The sequence below is a fragment of the Rodentibacter sp. JRC1 genome (assembly GCF_020521555.1).
GTDB lineage: Bacteria > Pseudomonadota > Gammaproteobacteria > Enterobacterales > Pasteurellaceae > Rodentibacter > Rodentibacter abscessus.
Genome location: NZ_BPWA01000001.1, coordinates 934,541 through 957,299, shown reverse-complemented (window position 1 = coordinate 957,299; position 22,759 = coordinate 934,541). Strand labels below are relative to the sequence as shown.

10 protein-coding genes are annotated in these 22,759 nt (G+C 42.4%); all 10 read left to right on the top strand.

Features of this window, described 5'->3' with window-relative positions; translation table 11 throughout:
* Window positions 1-205 precede the first annotated feature (205 nt).
* The 10 genes from HEMROJRC1_RS04260 to HEMROJRC1_RS04215 all read left to right on the top strand — a co-directional run bounded on the left by HEMROJRC1_RS04260 (window position 206) and on the right by HEMROJRC1_RS04215 (window position 22,656).
* A complete protein-coding gene (locus HEMROJRC1_RS04260; protein WP_226691775.1) occupies window positions 206-1,960 on the top strand; it encodes a ShlB/FhaC/HecB family hemolysin secretion/activation protein in 1,755 nt (584 codons plus the stop codon).
* Between the two features lie 231 nt (window positions 1,961-2,191).
* On the top strand, window positions 2,192-13,864 hold the full coding sequence (locus tag HEMROJRC1_RS04255) for a hemagglutinin repeat-containing protein (RefSeq protein ID WP_226691774.1): 11,673 nt from the start codon (window positions 2,192-2,194) through the stop codon (window positions 13,862-13,864).
* A 13-nt stretch (window positions 13,865-13,877) separates the two neighbouring features.
* Window positions 13,878-14,891: an Imm49 family immunity protein gene (locus HEMROJRC1_RS04250; protein ID WP_226691773.1), complete on the top strand. Its 1,014-nt coding sequence runs from the start codon at window positions 13,878-13,880 to the stop codon at window positions 14,889-14,891.
* Between the two features lie 80 nt (window positions 14,892-14,971).
* A complete protein-coding gene (locus HEMROJRC1_RS04245) occupies window positions 14,972-18,499 on the top strand; it encodes a hemagglutinin repeat-containing protein (protein WP_226691772.1) in 3,528 nt (1,175 codons plus the stop codon).
* Window positions 18,496-18,753: a hypothetical protein gene (locus HEMROJRC1_RS04240; protein WP_226691771.1), complete on the top strand. Its 258-nt coding sequence runs from the start codon at window positions 18,496-18,498 to the stop codon at window positions 18,751-18,753. The genes HEMROJRC1_RS04245 and HEMROJRC1_RS04240 overlap by 4 nt, the downstream gene beginning before the upstream one ends.
* Window position 18,754: 1 nt before the next feature.
* A complete protein-coding gene (locus HEMROJRC1_RS04235; RefSeq protein WP_226691770.1) occupies window positions 18,755-21,439 on the top strand; it encodes a hemagglutinin repeat-containing protein in 2,685 nt (894 codons plus the stop codon).
* A 2-nt stretch (window positions 21,440-21,441) separates the two neighbouring features.
* Complete coding sequence (locus tag HEMROJRC1_RS04230; protein WP_226691769.1) at window positions 21,442-21,828, top strand: hypothetical protein; 387 nt, start codon at window positions 21,442-21,444, stop codon at window positions 21,826-21,828.
* Between the two features lies 1 nt (window position 21,829).
* Entirely contained in the window at window positions 21,830-22,018 is a 189-nt protein-coding gene (locus HEMROJRC1_RS04225; protein WP_226691768.1) for a hemagglutinin repeat-containing protein, read from the top strand.
* Entirely contained in the window at window positions 21,954-22,271 is a 318-nt protein-coding gene (locus HEMROJRC1_RS04220) for an HNH endonuclease (protein WP_226691767.1), read from the top strand. The genes HEMROJRC1_RS04225 and HEMROJRC1_RS04220 overlap by 65 nt, the downstream gene beginning before the upstream one ends.
* On the top strand, window positions 22,261-22,656 hold the full coding sequence (locus HEMROJRC1_RS04215) for a hypothetical protein (RefSeq protein ID WP_226691766.1): 396 nt from the start codon (window positions 22,261-22,263) through the stop codon (window positions 22,654-22,656). The genes HEMROJRC1_RS04220 and HEMROJRC1_RS04215 overlap by 11 nt, the downstream gene beginning before the upstream one ends.
* Window positions 22,657-22,759 lie beyond the last annotated feature (103 nt).

Genomic DNA, 22,759 nt, shown 5'->3' with positions numbered 1-22,759 from the left:
AGGATATGAACATAAATAACGTCAATTACAAGATAGTGATTAATGTAATTATGGGAAATAGGTAGAGTATGACATATTTTGAACAATACGGTTGGATAAATATAACAAAAACAATCTGTTATTTATATGTTTCTCATTTGATATGCCACGAATAATCATATAGAATCCGGATCACATTGATTAAGTGAATCGGATATAAAAATTTATGGGCTTTCAAAAAAAATTCCTCAGTATAACATTTAGCGTTATCTCCGTTACCGTTTTGGCAAATCAGCCCCCGAGTTTATCAGAATTAAATAGACTTGATGCAAGCCAGCAACAGAGGCAACAGCAATATCAACAATCGAAAGATCAACAATTACAGCGGCAGACCGATGTTCGGTTAGATACTGATGTTAAAGAACCCTTCTCGTTTTTAAAACAAGAATCTCCTTGCTATCCTATTTCACACATTTCTTTGAGCGACTACGGCTCAACATCATCAACAAGCCGATTCCAATGGGCATTAGATAAAGCTTCACGTGACTTAAAATTAACCTTACCCCACTGTTTTGGCGGTGAAGGATTAGGTATTTTAATGAAGCAAGTTCAAAATAATATTATTGAAAAAGGTTATGTGACAACGCGAGTCGTTACCGAGGAACAGGACTTGCGTGGCGGTAAGCTGAATTTAACCGTGATTTTGGGAAAAGTGCGTAATACGATTGTTGCCGATAGTAGCATCGTTATCTCACCGTTTACCAAACTTCGTGCTTTGACGGGTTTTACTTTTGGAAAAGGTGATCTTTTAAATGTACGTGATATTGAGCAAACTCTTGAAAATTTGAAACGAGTGCCAACTGTCGATGCAAATATTGAAATTTTACCAAGTGAAGACGATTCTGCTTTGGTAGGCGAAAGCGATCTAAAAATAAGTTATACACAACAATTTCCTTTTCGACTAAATTTAGGGATAGATGATGCAGGTTCTACCTCAACAGGGAAGTTTCAAGCCAGCGGTACGTTATCCGTTGATAATATTTTCTCAGCGAATGATCTTTTCTATACGTCTTTCACTCATAGCTTAAAAACGAACAATGATGATAAAGGTAGCCGAGCCAATAAAAATCTCACCTTCTATTATTCTGTTCCTTTTGGTTATTGGACGCTATCCGCTTCACAAACATATAGCCGCTATCATCAAGCTGTTTTTGGTGCCTTTGATAATAATTATCTGTATTCAGGTAAAAGCAACACGACCAAAGCAACACTTTCCTATTTACTTTATCGGGATAGTAAACGTAAAACGTCAGTATCAGGGAGCTTTTGGTCTCGTCAATCTCGAAATTATGTCGATGGTGGTGAAATTGATGTACAAAAACGCCGTATGGCCGGTTGGGAAGCCGGTTTCTCTCATAAAGAATATATGGGCGATGCAACACTTGAATTGTCAGGAAACTATAAACGGGGAACAGGTGCTAGAGGTGCATTATCTGCACCTGAAGAACTCTGGAATGAGGGGACATCACGCCCACGTATTATTACGGCCTCGATTAATTTTACCCAGCCTTTTATATGGGGAAAACAGCCATGGCAATTCAATACAAGTTGGAACGGTCAATGGAATAAAACACCGCTTATTTCGCAAGATAGGTTTAGTATCGGTGGGCGTTACACCGTACGTGGATTTGATGGAGAATTAACGCTTTCTGGTGAACGTGGTTGGCTATGGCGAAATGAATTGGCTTGGAATGTGAATAGTCTTGGTCATCAACTTTATGCTGCTTTAGATGGAGGTCGAGTGATGGGGCAATCTGATCAACAACGGCTAGGACATCATTTGATGGGGGCGGTATTAGGTTTACGTGGGAATATTCGCAATCTATCTTATGATGTTTTCATCGGTACACCTCTCAGTAAACCGAATGGATTTAAAACATCCCATACCGTTGCCGGCTTTAGTTTAAATTACGCTTTCTAATATCGGACAAGCTGCCCTTGGTTACAGTATTATGTAGCAGTTGCACAAAGAGGATTTTATATCCGATATTTATCGGAGGTAGGGTGCGTTAGGCTTTGCGTAACGCACCATTTCATCATTAAACCCTCTATCGGTGCGTTACGGCTTCGCCTAACGGCACGATACGATGATTCGTGCAAGTGCTACATGATGCTGCTTACTTATTAACAATAGCAATAAATAGGATTAAATATGAATAAACAATGTTTCCGTGTCATTTTCAGTAAAACCTTACAACGTTTTGTAGTGGTGTCGGAGTTAGCCAAATCGCAGAATAAGGCTCAGGGTGAAAAAACTTGCTCAAAAATGACCGCACTTTTTGCTGCACTTAAGCCCCTTAGTTTTAGCCTCTTTTGTGCATTAGGCTTTGTCGCATTTTCTGATAATGTATTGGCGGAAACATTGATTATTCAAGCGGATAAAACCGCACCGAAAAACCAACAACCTATTGTTTTGCAAACCGCCAATGGTTTACCGCAAGTCAATATTCAAACCCCGAATGATAAAGGACTTTCCCATAATAAATACAATCACTTTAATGTTGATACCAAAGGGGCGATTCTAAACAATAGCCGTACCAACACCCAAACCCAACAGGGTGGTTGGGTGCAGGGCAACCCTTATCTTGCACGTGGTGAAGCCAAGGTAATTTTAAATGAAGTCACTTCCAATAATCCGAGTCAATTAAAAGGTTACCTGGAGGTGGCCGGTAAAAAAGCGGATGTCATTATCGCAAATCCTAACGGCATTCATTGTGAAGGTTGTGGTGTAATTAATTCTGATCGAACTACCTTTACCACAGGTAAACCACAAATTCAGAATGGCAACCTTGAAAGTTTTGTGGTGGAAAAAGGCAAAGTTAAAGTTTTAGGTAAAGGATTAGATAACAGCCGTGTAGATTATACGGAAATTCTAGCAAGAGAGATGGAAGTCAATGCGGGGATCTGGTCTAAGAAAGAAACGAAAGTTATCACCGGTAAGAATACGATCAAGCGTTCAAATAATACGGAAGATCTACAAATTATTCATACTTCCCAAACGCTTGCCGAGGAAAATCAACCTAAATTTGCCGTAGATGTCGGTGAATTAGGAGGAATGTATTCAGGAAAAATCCATCTTATTGGTACGGAAAAAGGTGTTGGAGTACGTAATGCAGGGCATATTGGTGCGAGTGCTGAAACCTTAAAAATTGATAGCCAAGGACGTATTGTAAATACAGGAACGCTTAATGCGAATAAACCTGTCACGCTTACGGCAAGCCAAAATATTGAGAACAAAGGAAAAATAGAGAATAAACAAGGTGATATTCAGCTGAAGACCCCGGCAAATATTCAAAATGACGGTTCTATTGTAGCTCGTGGCGGCAATATTCTGAAAAATGCGGAACAAGACATTACTCAACGTGGTGAAACCGTTGCACGTGGCGAAGTTATCTACCAAGCAAAAAATGTGAATGCTTCGCCCGGTTCATTGATTGCGGCGGATGTTGATGTTAAAGATACGCCAAAAGGTGAAGCGCGAACAATCGAGAAAATGTCCGCACAGGGTAAAAATATCAGGGTTAAGACCTCACAGAAAGCGACTTTACAAGGTAAAAATATCGCATCGGGTAAAATCGATGTTGCCGCTTCAGAAGCCGATTTAGATCATAGTCGCACGTTAGCCCACTCAATTTCCGTTGATGCTTCTCAAGGTAAAATCCAAGCCAATCAAGCCGAACTCATTGCAGAGAAAGATTTAAAATTGAAGACGCCGATATTGCTTGAAACGCAGGAAAGCTATTTAAAAGCAGAACGGATAACAACCACACAATCTTCACTCAATACCAGAAAAGCGACCTGGGAGCAAACAGGTTCGGGCGAGTTAAAACTCGAAGTTGCGGATAAACTCCAAAATCAAGGCGGTACGTTTAAAAACCAAGGTGATTTAACCGTAAAGGCGCAGGGTATAGATAGCCAACAAGGGCGTTTCATTGCCAAGGGTAAACTACAGGTTGATGCCGCCCAAGGTAAAGTGGATTCAACTTCAGGGGTTATGCTTGCAAATCAAGGTGTTGAAATTACTTCAGGGGAATTACTGAATGACGGCGGTTTGATCCAATCAAATCAAAATATAACGATTAATACTCAGGGAAAAAACCTTTCTAACCAACAAACCTTAACGAAAGCACAAGATAAAGGGATTGTGGCACTTGGTGAACTTGATATTCAGTCGGCGAATCTATCAAATCAACAAGGTCGGATTGTGAGTCGAGGTAAACAACATTTAATGACCTCTGAGATTAACAACAGACAAGGTTTAATTTATACGAAACAAGATCTCGCTTTAAAGACGGCTAACCTTACGAATAGCCAAGGTCAAATCTATGCCGTTAAACCGGCGGAATTTACATTGTCCGGTAACTTAAATCAGCAAAATGGCGTTATTAATGCGGATAAAGTTACGCTCTCAGCCCAAAATATTAAGAGTACGGATAAAAGCCAAATCGTTGCAAATAGCATAGCCTTAACGGTTGCTCATCAATTAGAAAACATCAATAGCCTTATTCAATCGGATACGGATTCTTTAACGATTTCAAGTCAGGCGATTGATAATACAGAAGGTGAAATCAGTAGTTTACAAAATAAGGTAACGATTGATACACACCGACAAAAACTCACCAATCAGGACGGCGTCATTTATGCCGGCACGGATTTAAACATCAGTACAGGCATTGTAAATAATAATAATGCTTCGGTTGTTGCGAAAAATAACTTGAATGCCACTATTACCCATCTTTACCAACAAAAGGGTACCGTTAAAGCGGAACAATCATTAAATGTTCTAGCAAGTGGTGAGATTGTTTCCACTCAACATAGCCAATTGGTCGGACAAAACATTAATATTACGGCTGCAGGGCAATTAGATAATCAGCAAGCTGAAATTGTTGCCAAAAATAATGCCGTTATTCGTAGTGAACGGTTAAATAATACCAATGCGACTCTTATTGCAGAGCAAGGTCATCTTAATATAGATACTCGCAAGCAGGCACTCGCAAACCGACAAGGTAAACTAAGCGCCGGGGCGAGTCTTACGATTCAAAGCGGTCAATTAGATAACCAAGAGGGCTTAATCCAAAGTCGTCAGGATATGTTGATTAACACTCACCAAGGCAACTTAAATAATCAAGAAACGAAAGGTGAATCACAATCTACGGATCAACCGCAAAACAAAGGAATCATTTCCTTAGGCAAATTGATTGTAAATACACAACAATTATTGAATAAACAGGGCTACGTGTTAAGCCAAGAGCATCAAACCGTCACGGCACAATCTATACAAAATGATTCGGGTGTGTTGTCCTCACTTGGTTCTCAAAAAGTTACGGTCAATCAAGAAATTAGCAATAAACAGGGGAGAATCAGTGGGGAATCGGCAACTATTACCGCCACTTCTCTTGATAACCAATCGGGGGTGTTACAAGGCAATTCATCACTTAGTATCCAAACCTTAGGTGATTTAAATAACCAAGAAGGACGGATTCATGCCAATGATAAAGTTGAAATCCAAGCAAATAACCTAAACAACCAAAAAGGAAATGTGAATGCCATTACAGGAAACTTATTGCTTTCAACCGTAGAAAAACTCAATAACGCCTTTGGTTATCTCACGGCTAAACAAAATATTACCCTCCTTGCCAATGGCATCAATAATCATCAAGGTACCCTGTATAACGAGCAAGGCTTACTTCACCTCAACTTAAAACAACAAGCACTGGAAAATCAACAAGGTAAAGTGATTAGTAAAAAGAATCTACTGGTTGAAAGTGGGGCAATCACGAATCACAACGGGGCGATTTATGCAGAGAAACAGGGCAACCTTCAAGTTATCGGCGCGATTGATAACCGACAACAGGGTAAAATTCACGGTTTAGGTGAAATGTCTATTCAAGCGAATAGCGTGGATAACCGTGGCGGAGAGATTCGCACAAAAGATCAGCTTACTTTAGATGTAACAACAAGTATCAATAATCAAAAAGTGGGGACAACGGGTTCATTTATTGAAAGTGGTCATGCTTTAACCTTAAACACCGGAAAACTTGATAACAGCGATACCCAAGCGACATCAAAAAAAATGACGCAAGGGATTTTAGCAGCGGTATTGAACATTTCTGCGCAATCGATTGATAACCGACAAGGGCAACTTCATAGCCACAAAGAAAGCCACTTGAGGGTACAACAAAACTTAGATAATCGCCAAGGTAAAGTGACGGGAAATGGTCTTGTTTCGATTAAAGGTGAAAAATTACATATTGATAACCAAAACGGGCGTTTGCAAGCAGGGGATACTTTATCCATTGTCGCCGATGAAGTGACCACCAATGGGCATATCGAAGGTAAAACAATCCGAATTACCCAACAGAAAGACTTTGTTACCGGCAACCACATTAATGCGAATCACCATCTTTCAGTGACAACAAAAGGAAATCTGATTAATCAGCATAATTTGTATGCCGATGAAAGCGTCACATTAACGGCAAACCATATTACCAACAATAGTGATGGAAGAATAAGTAGTGCAAATACGCAAATTCATGCTAACGGCAACCTCATCAATGAAGGACTGATTAACAGTATTAGCCCGACAGAGGATGCCCAAACGGTGGTGAAAGCCGGTGGGCTTCTGCTTAATACGGGCAAGGGGCGTATTTACGGCGATAATGTTGCGCTGCAAGCGGATAAAATTGAAAACAGCGATAAAGATTACGGCAATGGTGAGATGAAATCTGCCGTTGTGGCTTCCCGTGGGCGTTTGGATATTGCCGCACGAGAAATTGAAAACAACACGGCACATTATTTATCCGACCATCAAGTCGGTGCAACCCTCTTTAGTGTCGGCAATATGACCTTCGGACGTACCTTAAACGCAGAAAATCGGGCACAAGGCAATGCCGAGGTGCTACGCAATAACAGTAGCGTACTGGAATCCGAACAACATATTCACTTCAATATCAACCGCATTCACAATAATAATACGCTCTTTGAGGTTGAGCATGTGAAAACGGGTGAAGCGCCGACGGAAATAACAAAACGCTTAGATGAAAAAACAAATGAAACCTATATTGTGCCAATGGGGAAACATGAGCGTGGTAATTTAAAAACAGAGTTTACCAATCCTTTAAACGGCGATAAATCAACAATTAATGAGGACGATCCTCACATCTCAATGGATTTGCTGCGTTGGGAAGGATGGAGCCGTGCCGGTCAATTAGTGTATAAAAGTGATGGTGCGGAGCCTGTTGTGTTAAAACTGGGCGATGAGATCACCAAAGATACGCCGCTTGCGATTCGCAATGAAATGGTTTGTGATTATGTTGCCGGAAAAGGAAGCTGTAGCTATACGGAGGCCGGTCAGTATGGTCCGGATAACCCGATTTGGGCGTATTTTAACATCACCGCACCGGCAGAAGCACAACCTCCATTCCCTTTTGATGATTTAGCTGAACAACCTTGGTTTGTTGAAAAGGACTGGTTTGATGAAGAAGGGAAATTTAAAAGACCTCGCAGACCACACCCTTTTATAGATAGATCGAAGTATCAAGAACAAAAAATCAAATGGGATTACTATGTCAAAAATATTAAGCCGTTAGAAGATTGGGAAGCGAAATACAGCGAAAGTATTAATCCTCTCGATAAAGAAATTGAAAAGCACAATAAAGCACGTTTAGGGGATCTTCAAAGGATACATTATCGCAATTTTTGGCGTTTACACATTAGCAATCATCGCGTTGATGAAAGCACCGTGCTGAAAACTGTGCCGGGGCAGATTCTTGCAGGAGGGCAGATCACTTCTGATAGCCAATCCTTTATCAATGAGCGTAGTAATGTGATTGCCGGTCAAGCAATGTCCTTAAAAAAGGATATTGAAAACATAGGGGAAAGAGGGTTACATCGAATTACCGATACGGGTGACAAAGTCTATACCTTTGAAAAATGGCGTGGCGGCTTCAAACGTTACCATCAACGTAAATGGGAAAATAGCGGTCCTTACAAACGCATCATCGAAACCCCATTTGAGATGGACGTTTGGCGTAAGGAAGAAAACGTCAGTTACCAAGACAACAAACGTACCGATGATGGCATTAAAACCCGTACGCCCCATCAACTGCGCTTAACCGGGGTGGAAAATCACAGCAACCAAACATTATCCGCCGCCAATGCACAGTCGTTAGGGCAGTTGGAGAAGAAAGATACGGCATTATTTACAGAATTAAACGGTGATAACAGACCGGTGAATACCAGTGATGCCTCAACACGCAAGTTAGAACGCATTAGTTTGGCGGATAATATTGAAGTACGCAGTATTCAGCCGAACCTAGCCGTGCCGCAAAATGTGCTTTACCGAGTAAATCCTGATCCGAATAGTCACGTATTAATCGAAACCGACCCGGATTTCACCAACCGAAAACGTTGGTTAAGCAGTGATTATATGTTCAACGCCTTGCGTTATGAGCCGAATCAAATGCAAAAACGCTTGGGCGATGGGTTTTATGAACAGCGATTAGTGCGTGAGCAAATCAACCGCTTAACAGGTCGAAACTTTGTGGGGGATTATCGGGATTTTGATAGCCAATACCGTGGGTTAATGGATGCGGGGGTGACTTTCGCACAAAAATTTAATTTACGCCCGGGCATTGCCTTATCACCAAGCCAAGTTGCCCAACTCACCACCGATATTGTGTGGTTTGAACCGCAATCGGTAAGATTGCCTAACGGAGCTGCTGCCCAAGTGCTTGCGCCTAGAATTTATGCGTTAGCGAAAAAAGGCGACATCACCGGCAACGGCACGCTACTTTCAGCCAATAAAATCACTCATAAGGGCAGAGAGTTTATCAATAGCGGCACGGTTTCAGGGCGTGAATTGGTGAAATTTGACAGTGAAGCCATTCGTAACACCGGCACATTAAGCGGCAGTGCGATTGTTGGAAATATTTCAGGTGATGTTGAAAATATCGGCGGCACGATTGAAGCCGACCGTGCCATCTTGTTGGATGTTGCCGGCAATTTCACCCACCAAAGCACTTTACACACGACCAATGTGAATGAAAAAGGCTACCAACGCACAGATACAAGGATTGGTCGTAAAGGGCTGTTACACGTCAAAGGTGAAAACGGCGTGTTACAAATCGGGGCGAATAACATTGATATTAGTGGTGCAGATATCATTAATGACGGCGAAGGACAAACCTATCTGTCTGCCAAAAATAACCTGAATTTGACCGCACTTTCCGTCGGCTTTGATGAGAAGATGGGCGGTGGCAATCACTATCGTAATGAAAAAGTGGATGATGTGGTTGTTAGCCGAGTGTCGGGTAAAGGAGATGTTGTGCTTTCGGCGAATAATCTTTATTCGGAAGGGGCGGAGTTAGGCGCAAAAGCACGTTTAACTGCGTTGGCTGAAAATGAGTTGGTGCTAGGTACGGCATTAGGTTCTCGTGAATATGAGGAATATCATAAATATAAAAAGCGCAATGTGCTTGGTTCCTCAAGTTTAGAACAGAAACAAACTCAAGAGACGACACAGCATAAAGGTACAGTGATTGCGGGTAACGATGTTTACTTGGCTTCACGCAAAGGCAATATTCATTTAACGGCGGCGGAGATTGTGGCGTTAAATGATATTAGTGCGTTTGCACAGAAAGATATCCTATTAGATGCTGCGGTGAATCGTGAGACGAACAGTTCAAAAGAAATCCGTAAAAAGAGCGGGCTGTCTGCTTCGGCAAGTCGGGGAATCGCCTCTGTCGGTTATTCAAAAAATAAATCGGATATGCGGGATAACAATGCGGCAACGAGTGTTGCGACAACCGTTTTAAATGCCGCCTCCGGTAACCTTATCATCTCTGCCGGCAATGGCGATGTTATCAGCAATGCTGCCCAAATCAATGCTGGAAAAGATGTCATTATCGATGGTAATAACGTTCGGTTAAATGCGATGACAGAACATCAGACTAACCAATTCAGTCATCAGGTAAAATCTGCCGGATTCGGGGTAAGTGCAGTTTATAACCCGCTCCAAGTGGCAAAAGATAATTTTGGAGAGCAAGCAAATCAAGGCTCTGCTGTCGGGATTATCGGCAAAATTTTAACTGCGGCGGAAGCCGTGGGCAAAACCACCAATCAAATGGCAAGCCCGGGCAGTCCTTATCTGAAAGCACAGAAAAGCACATTGAATAAAAACAGTGAAGCGCACACAGCGGTTGTAGGAGAAGTCAATGCGGGCGGTAATTTAACCATTGAAGCAAGAGAGGGTTCAATAACTGCGCAAGGTACGCAACTTTCAGCCAAAGGTGACGGCAGCTTATGGGCGAAGAAGGACATCGTGCTGGATGTTGCCCGCTCGTCCACGACACAAAATAACCGTTCAAGCCGTAAAGGCGTATCATTCGACAGTTCGAAAGGGGCGACTTCCGCGGCAGGGGTATTTAGTGAAAAAGAGCTGGGTGCGGGGGATACACTGATAGAACGGGCGAGCGTTTTATCCTTTGGCGGCAATAGCCAACTCAGTGCACAACAAGGTGATGTGCGTTTGATGGGTACGCAATTGGTGAGTGAGGAGGATAACCGCATTTCCGCAGGTGGGAATGTCGTGTTAAGCACGGCACAAAAACGGACGGGGCAGTCGACTTCCGGTGAAAAACACCGTATCGGTGAAGCGGTGGTTTCGGAAACGGAGCGTTTCTCGGGTTATCACCGTCAATTAAACAGTGAAAATGCAGAAAGCGTCAGCCACAGCGGTGCAATGGTGGCAAGTCTTAACGGCAATGTCGAGATTAATGCCGGCAAAGATTTTAACCAAAAGAGCGGTCAAATTTTAGCGAAAAAACGCATCGACATTGAAGCGGAAAACGTCACCTTTGACGTGGCACACAATACGGGCGAAAGCGCCAGCCACCAAAGCGATTTAAAAATGGGGACATTTGCCCGCGTGGCTTCCCCGATAATTGATTTGGTGCAAGCGGTGGAACGAACCGTAGGCAATAAAGAAGCGAACGACCGGGTGAAAGCGGCACAAGCCTTAGGCATTGCGGCAAAAGCTTACTCTACTTACGCCAATGCGGCCGCCGGCGGTGCATTATTACGGGTGGAAGCCGGCACGGGCTATAGCCACAGCCGAGAACGACTTGAATCGAAACAGGCAGAAGCGCAAGGCAATACGCTGAATGCACAACATATCGACATCAAATCCCGCAGTGGTGATATTCGTGCGAAACAGACGGATTTCACGAGTCGAGATGCGGAAGGCAAGCGGTTAGCGGACAGCTCAATTCGCTTAAATGCGGCAAAAGAGCTCGTGCTTGAATCAAGTCAAAGTACGGCAACGCAAAAAGGCAGACAACAAAGTAGTGGTGTGGAAGTGGGTGCGGGTGTCGCCATCGGTGCTCAAACAGGGGTTTACGTTTATGCGCAAGGCGGCTTTAGCAATGCGAAACAAGACGAACGCCATACAATTCAAAACAACAGCCATTTAGAGAGTGAAAACATCAGCCTTACCAGCGGTGGTGATACCACTCTAGCGGGTGCGGTAGCGAAAGCCAAGACAATTCACACCGATGTGGGCGGTACCTTGAAGATAGAAAGCCGCCAAGATGAACATCGCAGCCAAAGCAGTAGCGCAGGCTTCGGCGGAAGAATACAGGTGTCATTGGGAACGGGATGGGGAGCAAGCGGTTATGGCAATGCCTCAAGCGGCAAGTCAAGCAGCAAACAAGTGGCTGAGCAGTCGGGCTTATTTGCAGAAGAAGGTGGTTACCATATTAATGCGAACCACGTTCAACTTAAGGGCGGCGCGATTGCCGGTACCAACCCGACTAATAGTGAACTGAAAACCAACACCCTGACCTTCAGCGACATTAAAAACGAAAGCCAAAGCCGAGCCATCAGTGGCAGCATCAGTGGCTCAGCCAACCTGAATAAACTCGGCGGCGTAGAAGCCAAAACTGAGGAAGAAGCGGCACAACAGGCAAAAATTGCCAAACTGACGGGGACGCCACAGAGCGACAGCATCAACTCAAGCATACCGATGTATGCAGCCGAAAGCGATAGCGGTGTGACCAAAGCCACGTTAACGGAAGGCACAATCATCTTAAATAAAGACAGCCGACCGCTAGAAACCACGGCAAAAGCGTTGGGGATAAACACTGAGCTTAGCCAAGCCAACAGCCAAGTGAAAGCAACCTTTGATATCCAACAAAAACTTAGCGAACAGCAGGTGATTGGTAATGCAATAGGGGAAATCGGCGCAGCGGCTCAGGCTTATACGGAAAGTAAAGCGAAGGCACTGAATGAAGAAGCGGACGAACTGGCTAAAGCAGGAAAAATCGCAGAGGCAGCTCAGAAGAAACAAGAAGCGGAGAAATGGCAAACCTCGGGAGAACATAAACGCAAAGTGGAGGCGGTAACAACCGCACTTAGCCTTGCCTTGGCAGGTAAACCGACCGAAGCTATTGCGGCGGGAGCTGCTTCCCCTTATGTAAACCAAGCGATAAAAACGCTCACGGCACAAAGCGAAACGGCGAATATTGCGGCGCATGTATTATGGGGCGCAATCGAAGCAGAGCTTTCGGGCGGTAAAGCGAGTACCGGTGCAATCTCAGCGGCAACCGCTGAATTAGGGGCAAGAGTCTTAACGCAGGGCATTTACCAAAAAGAGCCGAGCGAACTCACCCCTGAAGAAAAAGAGCAAGTGCTTGAAATCACCAAAGCCTTAGCCGGTGTAGCGGCAGGGGCGGCAACTAAAGGTAACAGTGCAGAAATCTTGAATGCAGTCAGCACGGGTTCAGCGATAGCGAAGAATGCGGTGGAGAATAATGCATTAGCATTTGATAATGATAAATTTACGGAATCCCAAAAAATAGACATTATAAAAGCAATGTATGGATTTACTGATGAAGAAGCCGTTGCTTTCCTACAAGGCTATAGAAAAGGTGATGGAAAAGGAATAATTAATAGTGTTGTAGATACCTTTGACAGCATTATTCATTTAGATGAAACCGTAAAAAATCTGGCTTATGTTGTTACTCACCCGACTGAAACTGTGGAACGTATTTCGCTTTCAGTAGAAGAATGGAAAAAAACGTTCAATTATGCCATGAAAAACGATCCAGCTTTAGCAGGAGAAATGCTGGGCTATCTGGACGGCAATATAAGTGGCGTGCCTGCTTCTGGTTTGGTTGTTGGCGGTGCTTTGGCAAAAAGTATTCAGCAGGTTGCGAAAGTGTCAAAAGTGCTTCCTCAACATGTTGGTCATCAAGTTAATCGAGTAAAAAATTACTCGGTATTAAATAAAGTGATAGATGAAGTTGATAATGTAGCCATTTCAACAGATAAAGGTTTTATCAGTAAATCAAAAGTGTGTGGAGCTGCTTGTGAGCTAAAACCAACGAGTGCGAAAGAACGAGATTTAATTAATGATATTGTTAAGAATGGAGACCCGAAAGGAGTTAAAACAGAACAATTAATTGGCGATCTTGCAAGACGTTCAGGTTATACCCCGTTAAAAGGGGGAAAATATGGTAATAACAATGGATTTGATCATGTCTTATTAGGAAAAGACGGAACAGTTGTCATTATTGATAGTAAGCAAATTAGGAATGGAAGAGTTCAGTTAAGTAATAAAGGAGCAAGTTTTGGTGGTGAAAAAACTACTCAATTATCTGAAAATTGGATCAATGCAGTATCTAACCAATTACCAGATGGTGATCCTATTAAGATTGCTATAACTAATGCATATTATAATAATAAACCTATTAGAACAATTATAACTGGAGTTGATCGGTCTGATTCAACAATAAAATTAATACCAGTTAAAGTTAATAATAAATAGGGGATTGTTTATAATGAGTAAAAATTATAGTGTTTATTTAATAAGTTCAGCAAAAAGAAATTATCAAGAAAGTGTTGAACATGTTAAAAATAGTGCAAATTACCTTAAAGGTATAGGGTATTGTGATTTATATGACTATGATTTTAAAAGAAATATAGCCATGCCAAGAAAAGTAGCTAAAAACACACTAAAAGAACAATTGAATATTATACACACAGGATTAGGAAATCCATTTGCTTGTATGACTGGAATCGCAAATTATTATGTTGCTCAATCATCACTTAATTTGTTACTTAATTCAGATATTAATAGCTTTAAGTATAATGCTTACATTGCATCTAAACTTTATATTTTAGGATCTGAAGAATATAATGCTTGGATTTGGGGGTATAATACGAGTTGTTTTTTTACACCAATTATGTCGGATAGTCCAGAATTACTTACTTACTTGAAGAAATGTAAAGATAGTTATAGAGCTGACATATTGTATGAAAAAAAGGATACAGATACTTATTCTTTCTTTTTAAGAAATACTTTATTAGCACTAGCTGGCGATTGGGAACTTTTAAAAGAAAGAGCTTTATTATTTTTAAACGATCCCAAAAAACAAAAAGCGGATGAAAAAAGAATTCCCGATCACGAGTTTTATGTAGGGCTTTGTAATCAATCTATTGATGAAATGCGAACTGCATTAAATAAATTATTAGAACCGAAACTCGCTAGAAGGGCGGTGTATGATAACAATGTTTGGTTTGATTTTTATCTGCAAATGCAAGTGGTTATGTATGCAAAAATAGCAGCGATCCACGGATTTGATTTAGGTATCGACAGCCCAATCGCCCCAAAAGAGTTGATTGAATATAAGCCTTTGGATAAATATGAAGATCCTTATGATTTTATGAAGGAATATGATTTTTCTCGCCCACATCAAGAATGGATAGATATGTGGCACGAGAGAATGCGAATAGCCAAAGAGCAGGAAGAAAAAACCAAGAAAAAAGGCTTTTTTTCTTGGTTTAAGAGATAAGTACAAAGAGTTCGCTTTGCTGATAAGGTACGCAACTTTCAGCCAAAGGTGACGGCAGCTTATGGGCGAAGAAGGACATCGTGCTGGATGTTGCTCGCTCGTCCACGACACAAAATAACCGTTCAAGCCGTAAAGGCGTGTCGTTTGACAGTTCGAAAGGGGCGACTTCCGCGGCAGGGGTATTTAGTGAAAAAGAGCTGGGTGCGGGGGATACACTGATAGAACGGGCGAGCGTTTTATCCTTTGGCGGCAATAGCCAACTCAGTGCACAACAAGGTGATGTGCGTTTGATGGGTACGCAATTGGTGAGTGAGGAGGATAACCGCATTTCCGCAGGTGGGAATGTCGTGTTAAGCACGGCACAAAAACGGACGGGGCAGTCGACTTCCGGTGAAAAACACCGTATCGGTGAAGCGGTGGTTTCGGAAACGGAGCGTTTCTCGGGTTATCACCGTCAATTAAACAGTGAAAATGCAGAAAGCGTCAGCCACAGCGGTGCAATGGTGGCAAGTCTTAACGGCAATGTCGAGATTAATGCCGGCAAAGATTTTAACCAAAAGAGCGGTCAAATTTTAGCGAAAAAACGCATCGACATTGAAGCGGAAAACGTCACCTTTGACGTGGCACACAATACGGGCGAAAGCGCCAGCCACCAAAGCGATTTAAAAATGGGGACATTTGCCCGCGTGGCTTCCCCGATAATTGATTTGGTGCAAGCGGTGGAACGAACCGTAGGCAATAAAGAAGCGAACGACCGGGTGAAAGCGGCACAAGCCTTAGGCATTGCGGCAAAAGCTTACTCTACTTACGCCAATGCGGCCGCCGGCGGTGCATTATTACGGGTGGAAGCCGGCACGGGCTATAGCCACAGCCGAGAACGACTTGAATCGAAACAGGCAGAAGCGCAAGGCAATACGCTGAATGCACAACATATCGACATCAAATCCCGCAGTGGTGATATTCGTGCGAAACAGACGGATTTCACGAGTCGAGATGCGGAAGGCAAGCGGTTAGCGGACAGCTCAATTCGCTTAAATGCGGCAAAAGAGCTCGTGCTTGAATCAAGTCAAAGTACGGCAACGCAAAAAGGCAGACAACAAAGTAGTGGTGTGGAAGTGGGTGCGGGTGTCGCCATCGGTGCTCAAACAGGGGTTTACGTTTATGCGCAAGGCGGCTTTAGCAATGCGAAACAAGACGAACGCCATACAATTCAAAACAACAGCCATTTAGAGAGTGAAAACATCAGCCTTACCAGCGGTGGTGATACCACTCTAGCGGGTGCGGTAGCGAAAGCCAAGACAATTCACACCGATGTGGGCGGTACCTTGAAGATAGAAAGCCGCCAAGATGAACATCGCAGCCAAAGCAGTAGCGCAGGCTTCGGCGGAAGAATACAGGTGTCATTGGGAACGGGATGGGGAGCAAGCGGTTATGGCAATGCCTCAAGCGGCAAGTCAAGCAGCAAACAAGTGGCTGAGCAGTCGGGCTTATTTGCAGAAGAAGGTGGTTACCATATTAATGCGAACCACGTTCAACTTAAGGGCGGCGCGATTGCCGGTACCAACCCGACTAATAGTGAACTGAAAACCAACACCCTGACCTTCAGCGACATTAAAAACGAAAGCCAAAGCCGAGCCATCAGTGGCAGCATCAGTGGCTCAGCCAACCTGAATAAACTCGGCGGCGTAGAAGCCAAAACTGAGGAAGAAGCGGCACAACAGGCAAAAATTGCCAAGCTCACGGGGACGCCACAAAGCAACAGTATTAACCCGACAATCCCGTTATATGCTAGTGAAAGTGATAGCAGCATCACCAAGGCGACCTTAACGGAAGGCAAGATTATCTTAAATAAGGATAGCCAACCGACTGAAACCACCGCGAAGGCATTGGGGATAAACACCGAGCTTAGCCAAGCCAACAGCCAAGTGAAAACAACCTTTGATATCAAACAAAAACTTAGCGAACAGCAGGTGATTGGTAATGCAATAGGGGAAATCGGCGCAGCGGCTCAGGCTTATACGGAAAGTAAAGCGAAGGCACTGAATGAAGAAGCGGACGAACTGGCTAAAGCAGGAAAAATCGCAGAGGCAGCTCAGAAGAAACAAGAAGCGGAGAAATGGCAAACCTCAGGCGAACATAAACGTAAAGTCGAGGCGGTAACAACCGCACTTAGCCTGGCGCTTGCAGGCAAACCGACCGAAGCCATTGCGGCGGGCGCAGCCTCCCCTTATGTGAATCAAGCGATAAAAACGCTCACGGCACAAAGCGAAACGGCGAATATTGCGGCGCATGTATTATGGGGCGCAATCGAAGCGGAGCTTTCGGGCGGTAAAGCGAGTACAGGTGCTATTTCAGCAGCAACCGCTGAATTAGGGGCAAGAGCCTTAACGCAGGGCATTTACCAAAAAGAGCCGAGCGAACTCACCCCTGAAGAAAAAGAGCAAGTGCTTGAAATCACCAAAGCCTTAGCCGGTGTAGCGGCAGGGGCGGCAACTAAAGGTAACAGTGCAGAAACCTTGAATGCAGTCAGCACGGGTTCAGCGATAGCGAAGAATGCGGTGGAGAATAATTTCCTAAGCGATGCTTCAAGAAAACGTCTTAATCAATTAAGGGATAAAGCCTTAGAGCAAGGCGTTGATAGCCTTTCAGAAAAAGAAAAGCGTGAGTTTATTCATTTAACCCAATCGGACCAAATTAGCGATGCACTACTGGATATCGTTAAGAAAGGAGGCAAATTATCCGCACCAGAACAACAAGCGTTAGATAGCTATCTAAACCGCTATATTAAAGAAACCATGACGGGTAATACCGCAACGGGAGTAAAACTCGCTCAATCAATGAGTAAAGATAATGCGATAAAGCAATTTGAGAAGAATTATCTGAAAGGTGATTATCAGAAAGATTATTCTTATCCTTATGCGGGAAGTAGTCTAATGAAACGACAATATGTCGATAATTTATCTGCGGAGCATAAAAATGCTTTAGGCTGGCGTAATGAAAATAAATCGAAATTAGAAAATCTCTATTATTCAGTGAGTAAAGATCTGAATACTGTAGATGTGCATAATAACTCATTCCACGGACAGTTAAGCCGCTCTGTAATGGATGGATTAACGTTAGCAGGAGGCGTTGGTGTCACAAGTGCCTCAGTATTAAGTAAAGCCCCACTTATAGGCAAAAGCTTAGCGAATGCCGCGGAGAAATATCCACTTGCTTCCGATATTGCTGTTACAGCAGTCGCTAATACGGGTTATCAACTTTCCAAAAATGATAAATACGATCCTTACAACCTACTTCAAGCCGAGCTTTCCACGGTACTCACAAGAGGCAGGTCATTAAGCCAGCAAGTGAGTATCAATGTGGGGATAAGTACATTGGGAACAACAGATCATAATGACTATGGTTGGAATGCGGCAGGGGCAGTTTTAAGTACATTAGGCTCTAAATCTGTATCAAGAATAAACTTTGGTTCATCCTACGGAAATATACTATTCAAACCAGTACTTTCTCAGACTGTCAGTGAATATTTAGGTAATAAAGATGAAATAAAATCTAATGTAGAGGATTTTAGGAAGAAAGCTTTAATTAAGGATCAGGAATTAAAATGAAAAAAAATTTTTATATATCATGGGGGGGGTATTTTTTAGGTATTTTTTTATTATTATTAATTAGGGATATATTTGTTAGTATATATATATATTATGATGAGTTCTATATAAACTTCTCATTATTAGAAGCGTTCCAAACTACTATTATAATATGTACCCCTTGGTTTATAATAAATTTATGTTTATATAAATATGGAGGAAAAAAAAAGTTAAATAAATATGCAGAGAGGGTGATGAAAAATAAGAAAAAATAGAGTGAGCATTCAAATTGGTACTCTTAGAAGAGATGTAAATGTGGCGGCGAAAGCCTACTCCACCTACGCCAATGCGGCCGCCGGCGGTGCATTATTACGGGTGGAAGCGGGGACGGGCTATAGCCACAGCCGAGAACGACTTGAATCGAAACAGGCAGAAGCGCAAGGCAATCTGCTTAATGCACAACATATCGACATCAAATCCCGCCGTGGTGATATTCGTGCGAAACAGACGGATTTCACGAGTCGAGATGCGGAAGGCAAGCGGTTAGCGGACAGCTCAATTCGCTTAAATGCGGCAAAAGAGCTCGTGCTTGAATCAAGTCAAAGTACGGCAACGCAAAAAGGCAGACAACAAAGTAGCGGAGTGGAAGTGGGTGCGGGTGTCGCCATCGGTGCTCAAACAGGCGTTTACGTTTATGCGCAAGGCGGCTTTAGCAATAGTAAACAAGACGAACGTCATCTTATTCAAAACAACAGCCATTTAGACAGTGAAAGCATCAGCCTCAGCAGCGGTGGCGACACGACTCTAGCGGGTGCGGTAGCGAAAGCCAAGACAATTCACACCGATGTGGGCGGTACCTTGAAGATAGAAAGCCGCCAAGATGAACATCACAGCCAAAGCAGTAGCGCAGGCTTCGGCGGAAGAATACAGGTGTCATTGGGAACGGGATGGGGAGCAAGCGGTTACGGCAATGCCTCAAGCGGCAAGTCAAGCAGCAAACAAGTGGCTGAGCAGTCGGGCTTATTTACAGAAGAAGGCGGTTACCATATTAATGCGAACCACGTTCAACTTAAAGGCGGAGCAATCGCCAGCGCCAACCCAAATAACAGTGAACTGAAAACCAATACCCTGACCTTTAGCGACATTAAAAACGAAAGCCAAAGCCGAGCCATCAGTGGCAGCATCAGTGGCTCAGCCAATCTCAATAAACTCGGCGGCGTAGAAGCCAAAACTGAGGAAGAAGCGGCACAACAGGCAAAAATTTCCAAGCTTACGGGGACGCCACAAAGTGATGGTATCAACCCGACAATCCCGTTATATGCTAGTGAAAGTGATAGCAGCATAACCAAAGCGACCTTAACGGAAGGCAAGATTATCTTAAATAAGGATAGCCAACCGACTGAAACCACGGCGAAAGCATTGGGGATAAACACTGAGCTTAGCCAAGCCAACAGCCAAGTGAAAGCAACCTTTGATATCCAACAAAAACTTAGCGAACAGCAGGTGATTGGTAATGCAATAGGGGAAATCGGCGCAGCGGCTCAGGCTTATACGGAAAGTAAAGCGAAGGCACTGAATGAAGAAGCGGAAGAACTGGCTAAAGCAGGAAAAATCGCAGAGGCAGCTCAGAAGAAACAAGAAGCGGAGAAATGGCAAACCTCGGGAGAACATAAACGCAAAGTGGAGGCGGTAACGACCGCACTTAGCCTTGCCTTGGCAGGTAAACCGACCGAAGCTATTGCGGCGGGCGCAGCCTCCCCTTATGTAAACCAAGCGATAAAAACGCTCACGGCACAAAGCGAAACGGCGAATATTGCGGCGCATGTATTATGGGGCGCAATCGAAGCAGAGCTTTCGGGCGGTAAAGCGAGTACGGGGGCGATTTCAGCGGCAACGGCAGAGCTCGGTGCAAGAGCCTTAACCCAAGGCATTTACCAAAAAGACCCGAGCGAACTCACCCCTGAAGAAAAAGAGCAAGTGCTTGAAATCACCAAAGCCTTAGCCGGTGTAGCGGCAGGGGCGGCAACTAAAGGTAACAGTGCAGAAACCTTGAATGCAGTCAGCACGGGTTCAGCGATAGCGAAGAATGCGGTGGAGAATAATTTATTTGGTTATTCACCAGAGGTTCTTAATAGCCTAGCTCAAGCAGAGCAAGCAAAACAAATCGCTACAGATGTAGAAAAAGCCGCTATTGAGAAATTTGAAAAAGCACATCCTGAGCTTATCGAAAACCTTAAAACAACGGGTAATATTGCAGGTTTTATTGCAGATTTAACACCGGTTGTTGGTGATGCGAAATCCTTTGTTGAAGCAGAAGATGGAATTGATTATGCGTTAGCGACAATAGGGATTATTCCGGGGGCAGATTTTGTTACCAAACCGCTTAAAGCAGCGAAGGTTTCAATTCAAAAGGCGAAGGCTGCAGAAAAAGTAGGGAATATAGCGGAAGTCGTTAAACATCAACAAGAAGCGGCTCGTTATATAAATAATTCGGTCAATGGGATTTATGACTCTAAGGAGCTTAGAAAAGGCTTTGAAGAGGTTTATGGTAAATCTAATGTTAAATCAACAACGGTTCCGCCTTTAAATTCCAAAAATGTGAAACTTGCAGGTAAAAAACATCCTGTGACAGATGTTCCATTTGATAATAAAGGTTTTCCTATTTTTGATGATATAGCGAAGTATGATACTAAAATTAGAATTTCAGATTTCAAATCTATATCTTATGAAGAGCAAATGAAGCTCGCAACACAAGATTTAGCTAAAGCTATTGAAAAAGGGCATATTGATAAAAATAAATTTACCATAGAGCAACTTGATGCAATCAAGAAAGGAAAAAGTAAAATTCCTCATTTAACATGGCATCATCATCAAGATACGGGGAGAATGCAACTTATAAATGAGAGAATTCATTCAAAAACAGGGCATATTGGTGGTGACAGTATCCAAAAAGGAAAATAATTATGTGGAAAATATATAAAAATAATGCAAGTGATCTAAATTTTGCAATATCTTGCTTGTACAATCAAGCGGTCAATTTAGATGAATTTAAACAATGGGTAGAACTAGTGATTAATGACTTAGAGAGTGATGAAATACCATTATTTATGTTTGATTTATTATTTTTTAATGATTCGCTATTTAAAATATATGATGTAATTGGCTTTGAATTTAATAATGATTTATCTAAAGAAGAGGATTATGCATTATATTATATTGCATATGAAAGATTTAAAGTATTATATGACCCTTGTGTTTCTAAGGATGATGCTATTATAGCTTTAAATAAACATCCTTATATTTTGGATAAATATAAGAAAATGTTTCCGTTTATAAAATTAGATTTTTAAGATGAATACTTGGCAAAACAGCTTATTACACAGCAGCACGATTATAACCAATAGCCCAGATGGCAAACTGACTTTGGATGCAGCCAACCTTAAGGCAGAGCGTTGGGAAGCCGACCTTAAAGGGCTTGAGATTATCAGCCGTCAAAACACTGAAAAATATCACGCCGAGCAAAAAATTAGATATTACTGATTTCAGGAATACTTCTTATCAAGAGCAAATGCGGATGGCTAGTAGAGATTTAGCAAATGCTATCAATAATGGATATGTTAGTAAAAATAAATTTACTCCGTCTCAATTAGAAGCTATTTACAGAGGAGAAAGTAAAATACCAGGATTTACATGGCATCACAATCAGGATACAGGAAAGATGCAATTAATTGATTCTGATATTCATAAAAATACAGGTCACATAGGATGGGAGGGAATAAAAGATGGTAAATAAGTTTAAATTAACACGGGAGTCCAGTGAAGATATTGGATTTGTTAAATCCTGTTTAATTACTGGAGCAATTAATAGAATCGAATTTAGAGAGTGGGTTAGTTTAGTTATAAATGATAGTAGTATAGAAGAATTACCATTATATATTTTCGATTTAATTGATTTTGATGGCTCTTTCTATGATTTATTAAAGATTATCGGGTTTACACCCGATCCAATATTAAATGATAAGGAGTATAATTCAATATATGGAATAGCAATAAAGCGTTTCGGAAGTATGTTTGATAGTCCAGTATCAAAAAAAGAAGCTTTATCAGCTTTAGAAAAAAATCCTCATATATTAGAAAGGTTTAAAAAGGAGTTTCCATTTATAAAATTAGATTTCTGATCTTGTTAAAGAATCAGCTCAATCTGACCGCACTTTTGCCAAAAGCACATATTATTTATTGGCAAAAGTGCGGTCTAAATTCTGCGAGATTTAAACCGCTGAG

Excerpts from the sequence above, each read along its gene's own strand:
- HEMROJRC1_RS04260 (WP_226691775.1), top strand. The coding sequence starts at position 206 with ATGGGCTTTCAAAAAAAATTCCTCAGTATAACATTTAGCGTTATCTCC.
- HEMROJRC1_RS04255 (WP_226691774.1), top strand. The coding sequence starts at position 2,192 with ATGAATAAACAATGTTTCCGTGTCATTTTCAGTAAAACCTTACAACGT.
- HEMROJRC1_RS04250 (WP_226691773.1), top strand. The coding sequence starts at position 13,878 with ATGAGTAAAAATTATAGTGTTTATTTAATAAGTTCAGCAAAAAGAAAT.
- HEMROJRC1_RS04240 (WP_226691771.1), top strand. The coding sequence starts at position 18,496 with ATGAAAAAAAATTTTTATATATCATGGGGGGGGTATTTTTTAGGTATT.
- HEMROJRC1_RS04230 (WP_226691769.1), top strand. The coding sequence starts at position 21,442 with ATGTGGAAAATATATAAAAATAATGCAAGTGATCTAAATTTTGCAATA.
- HEMROJRC1_RS04225 (WP_226691768.1), top strand. The coding sequence starts at position 21,830 with ATGAATACTTGGCAAAACAGCTTATTACACAGCAGCACGATTATAACC.
- HEMROJRC1_RS04215 (WP_226691766.1), top strand. The coding sequence starts at position 22,261 with ATGGTAAATAAGTTTAAATTAACACGGGAGTCCAGTGAAGATATTGGA.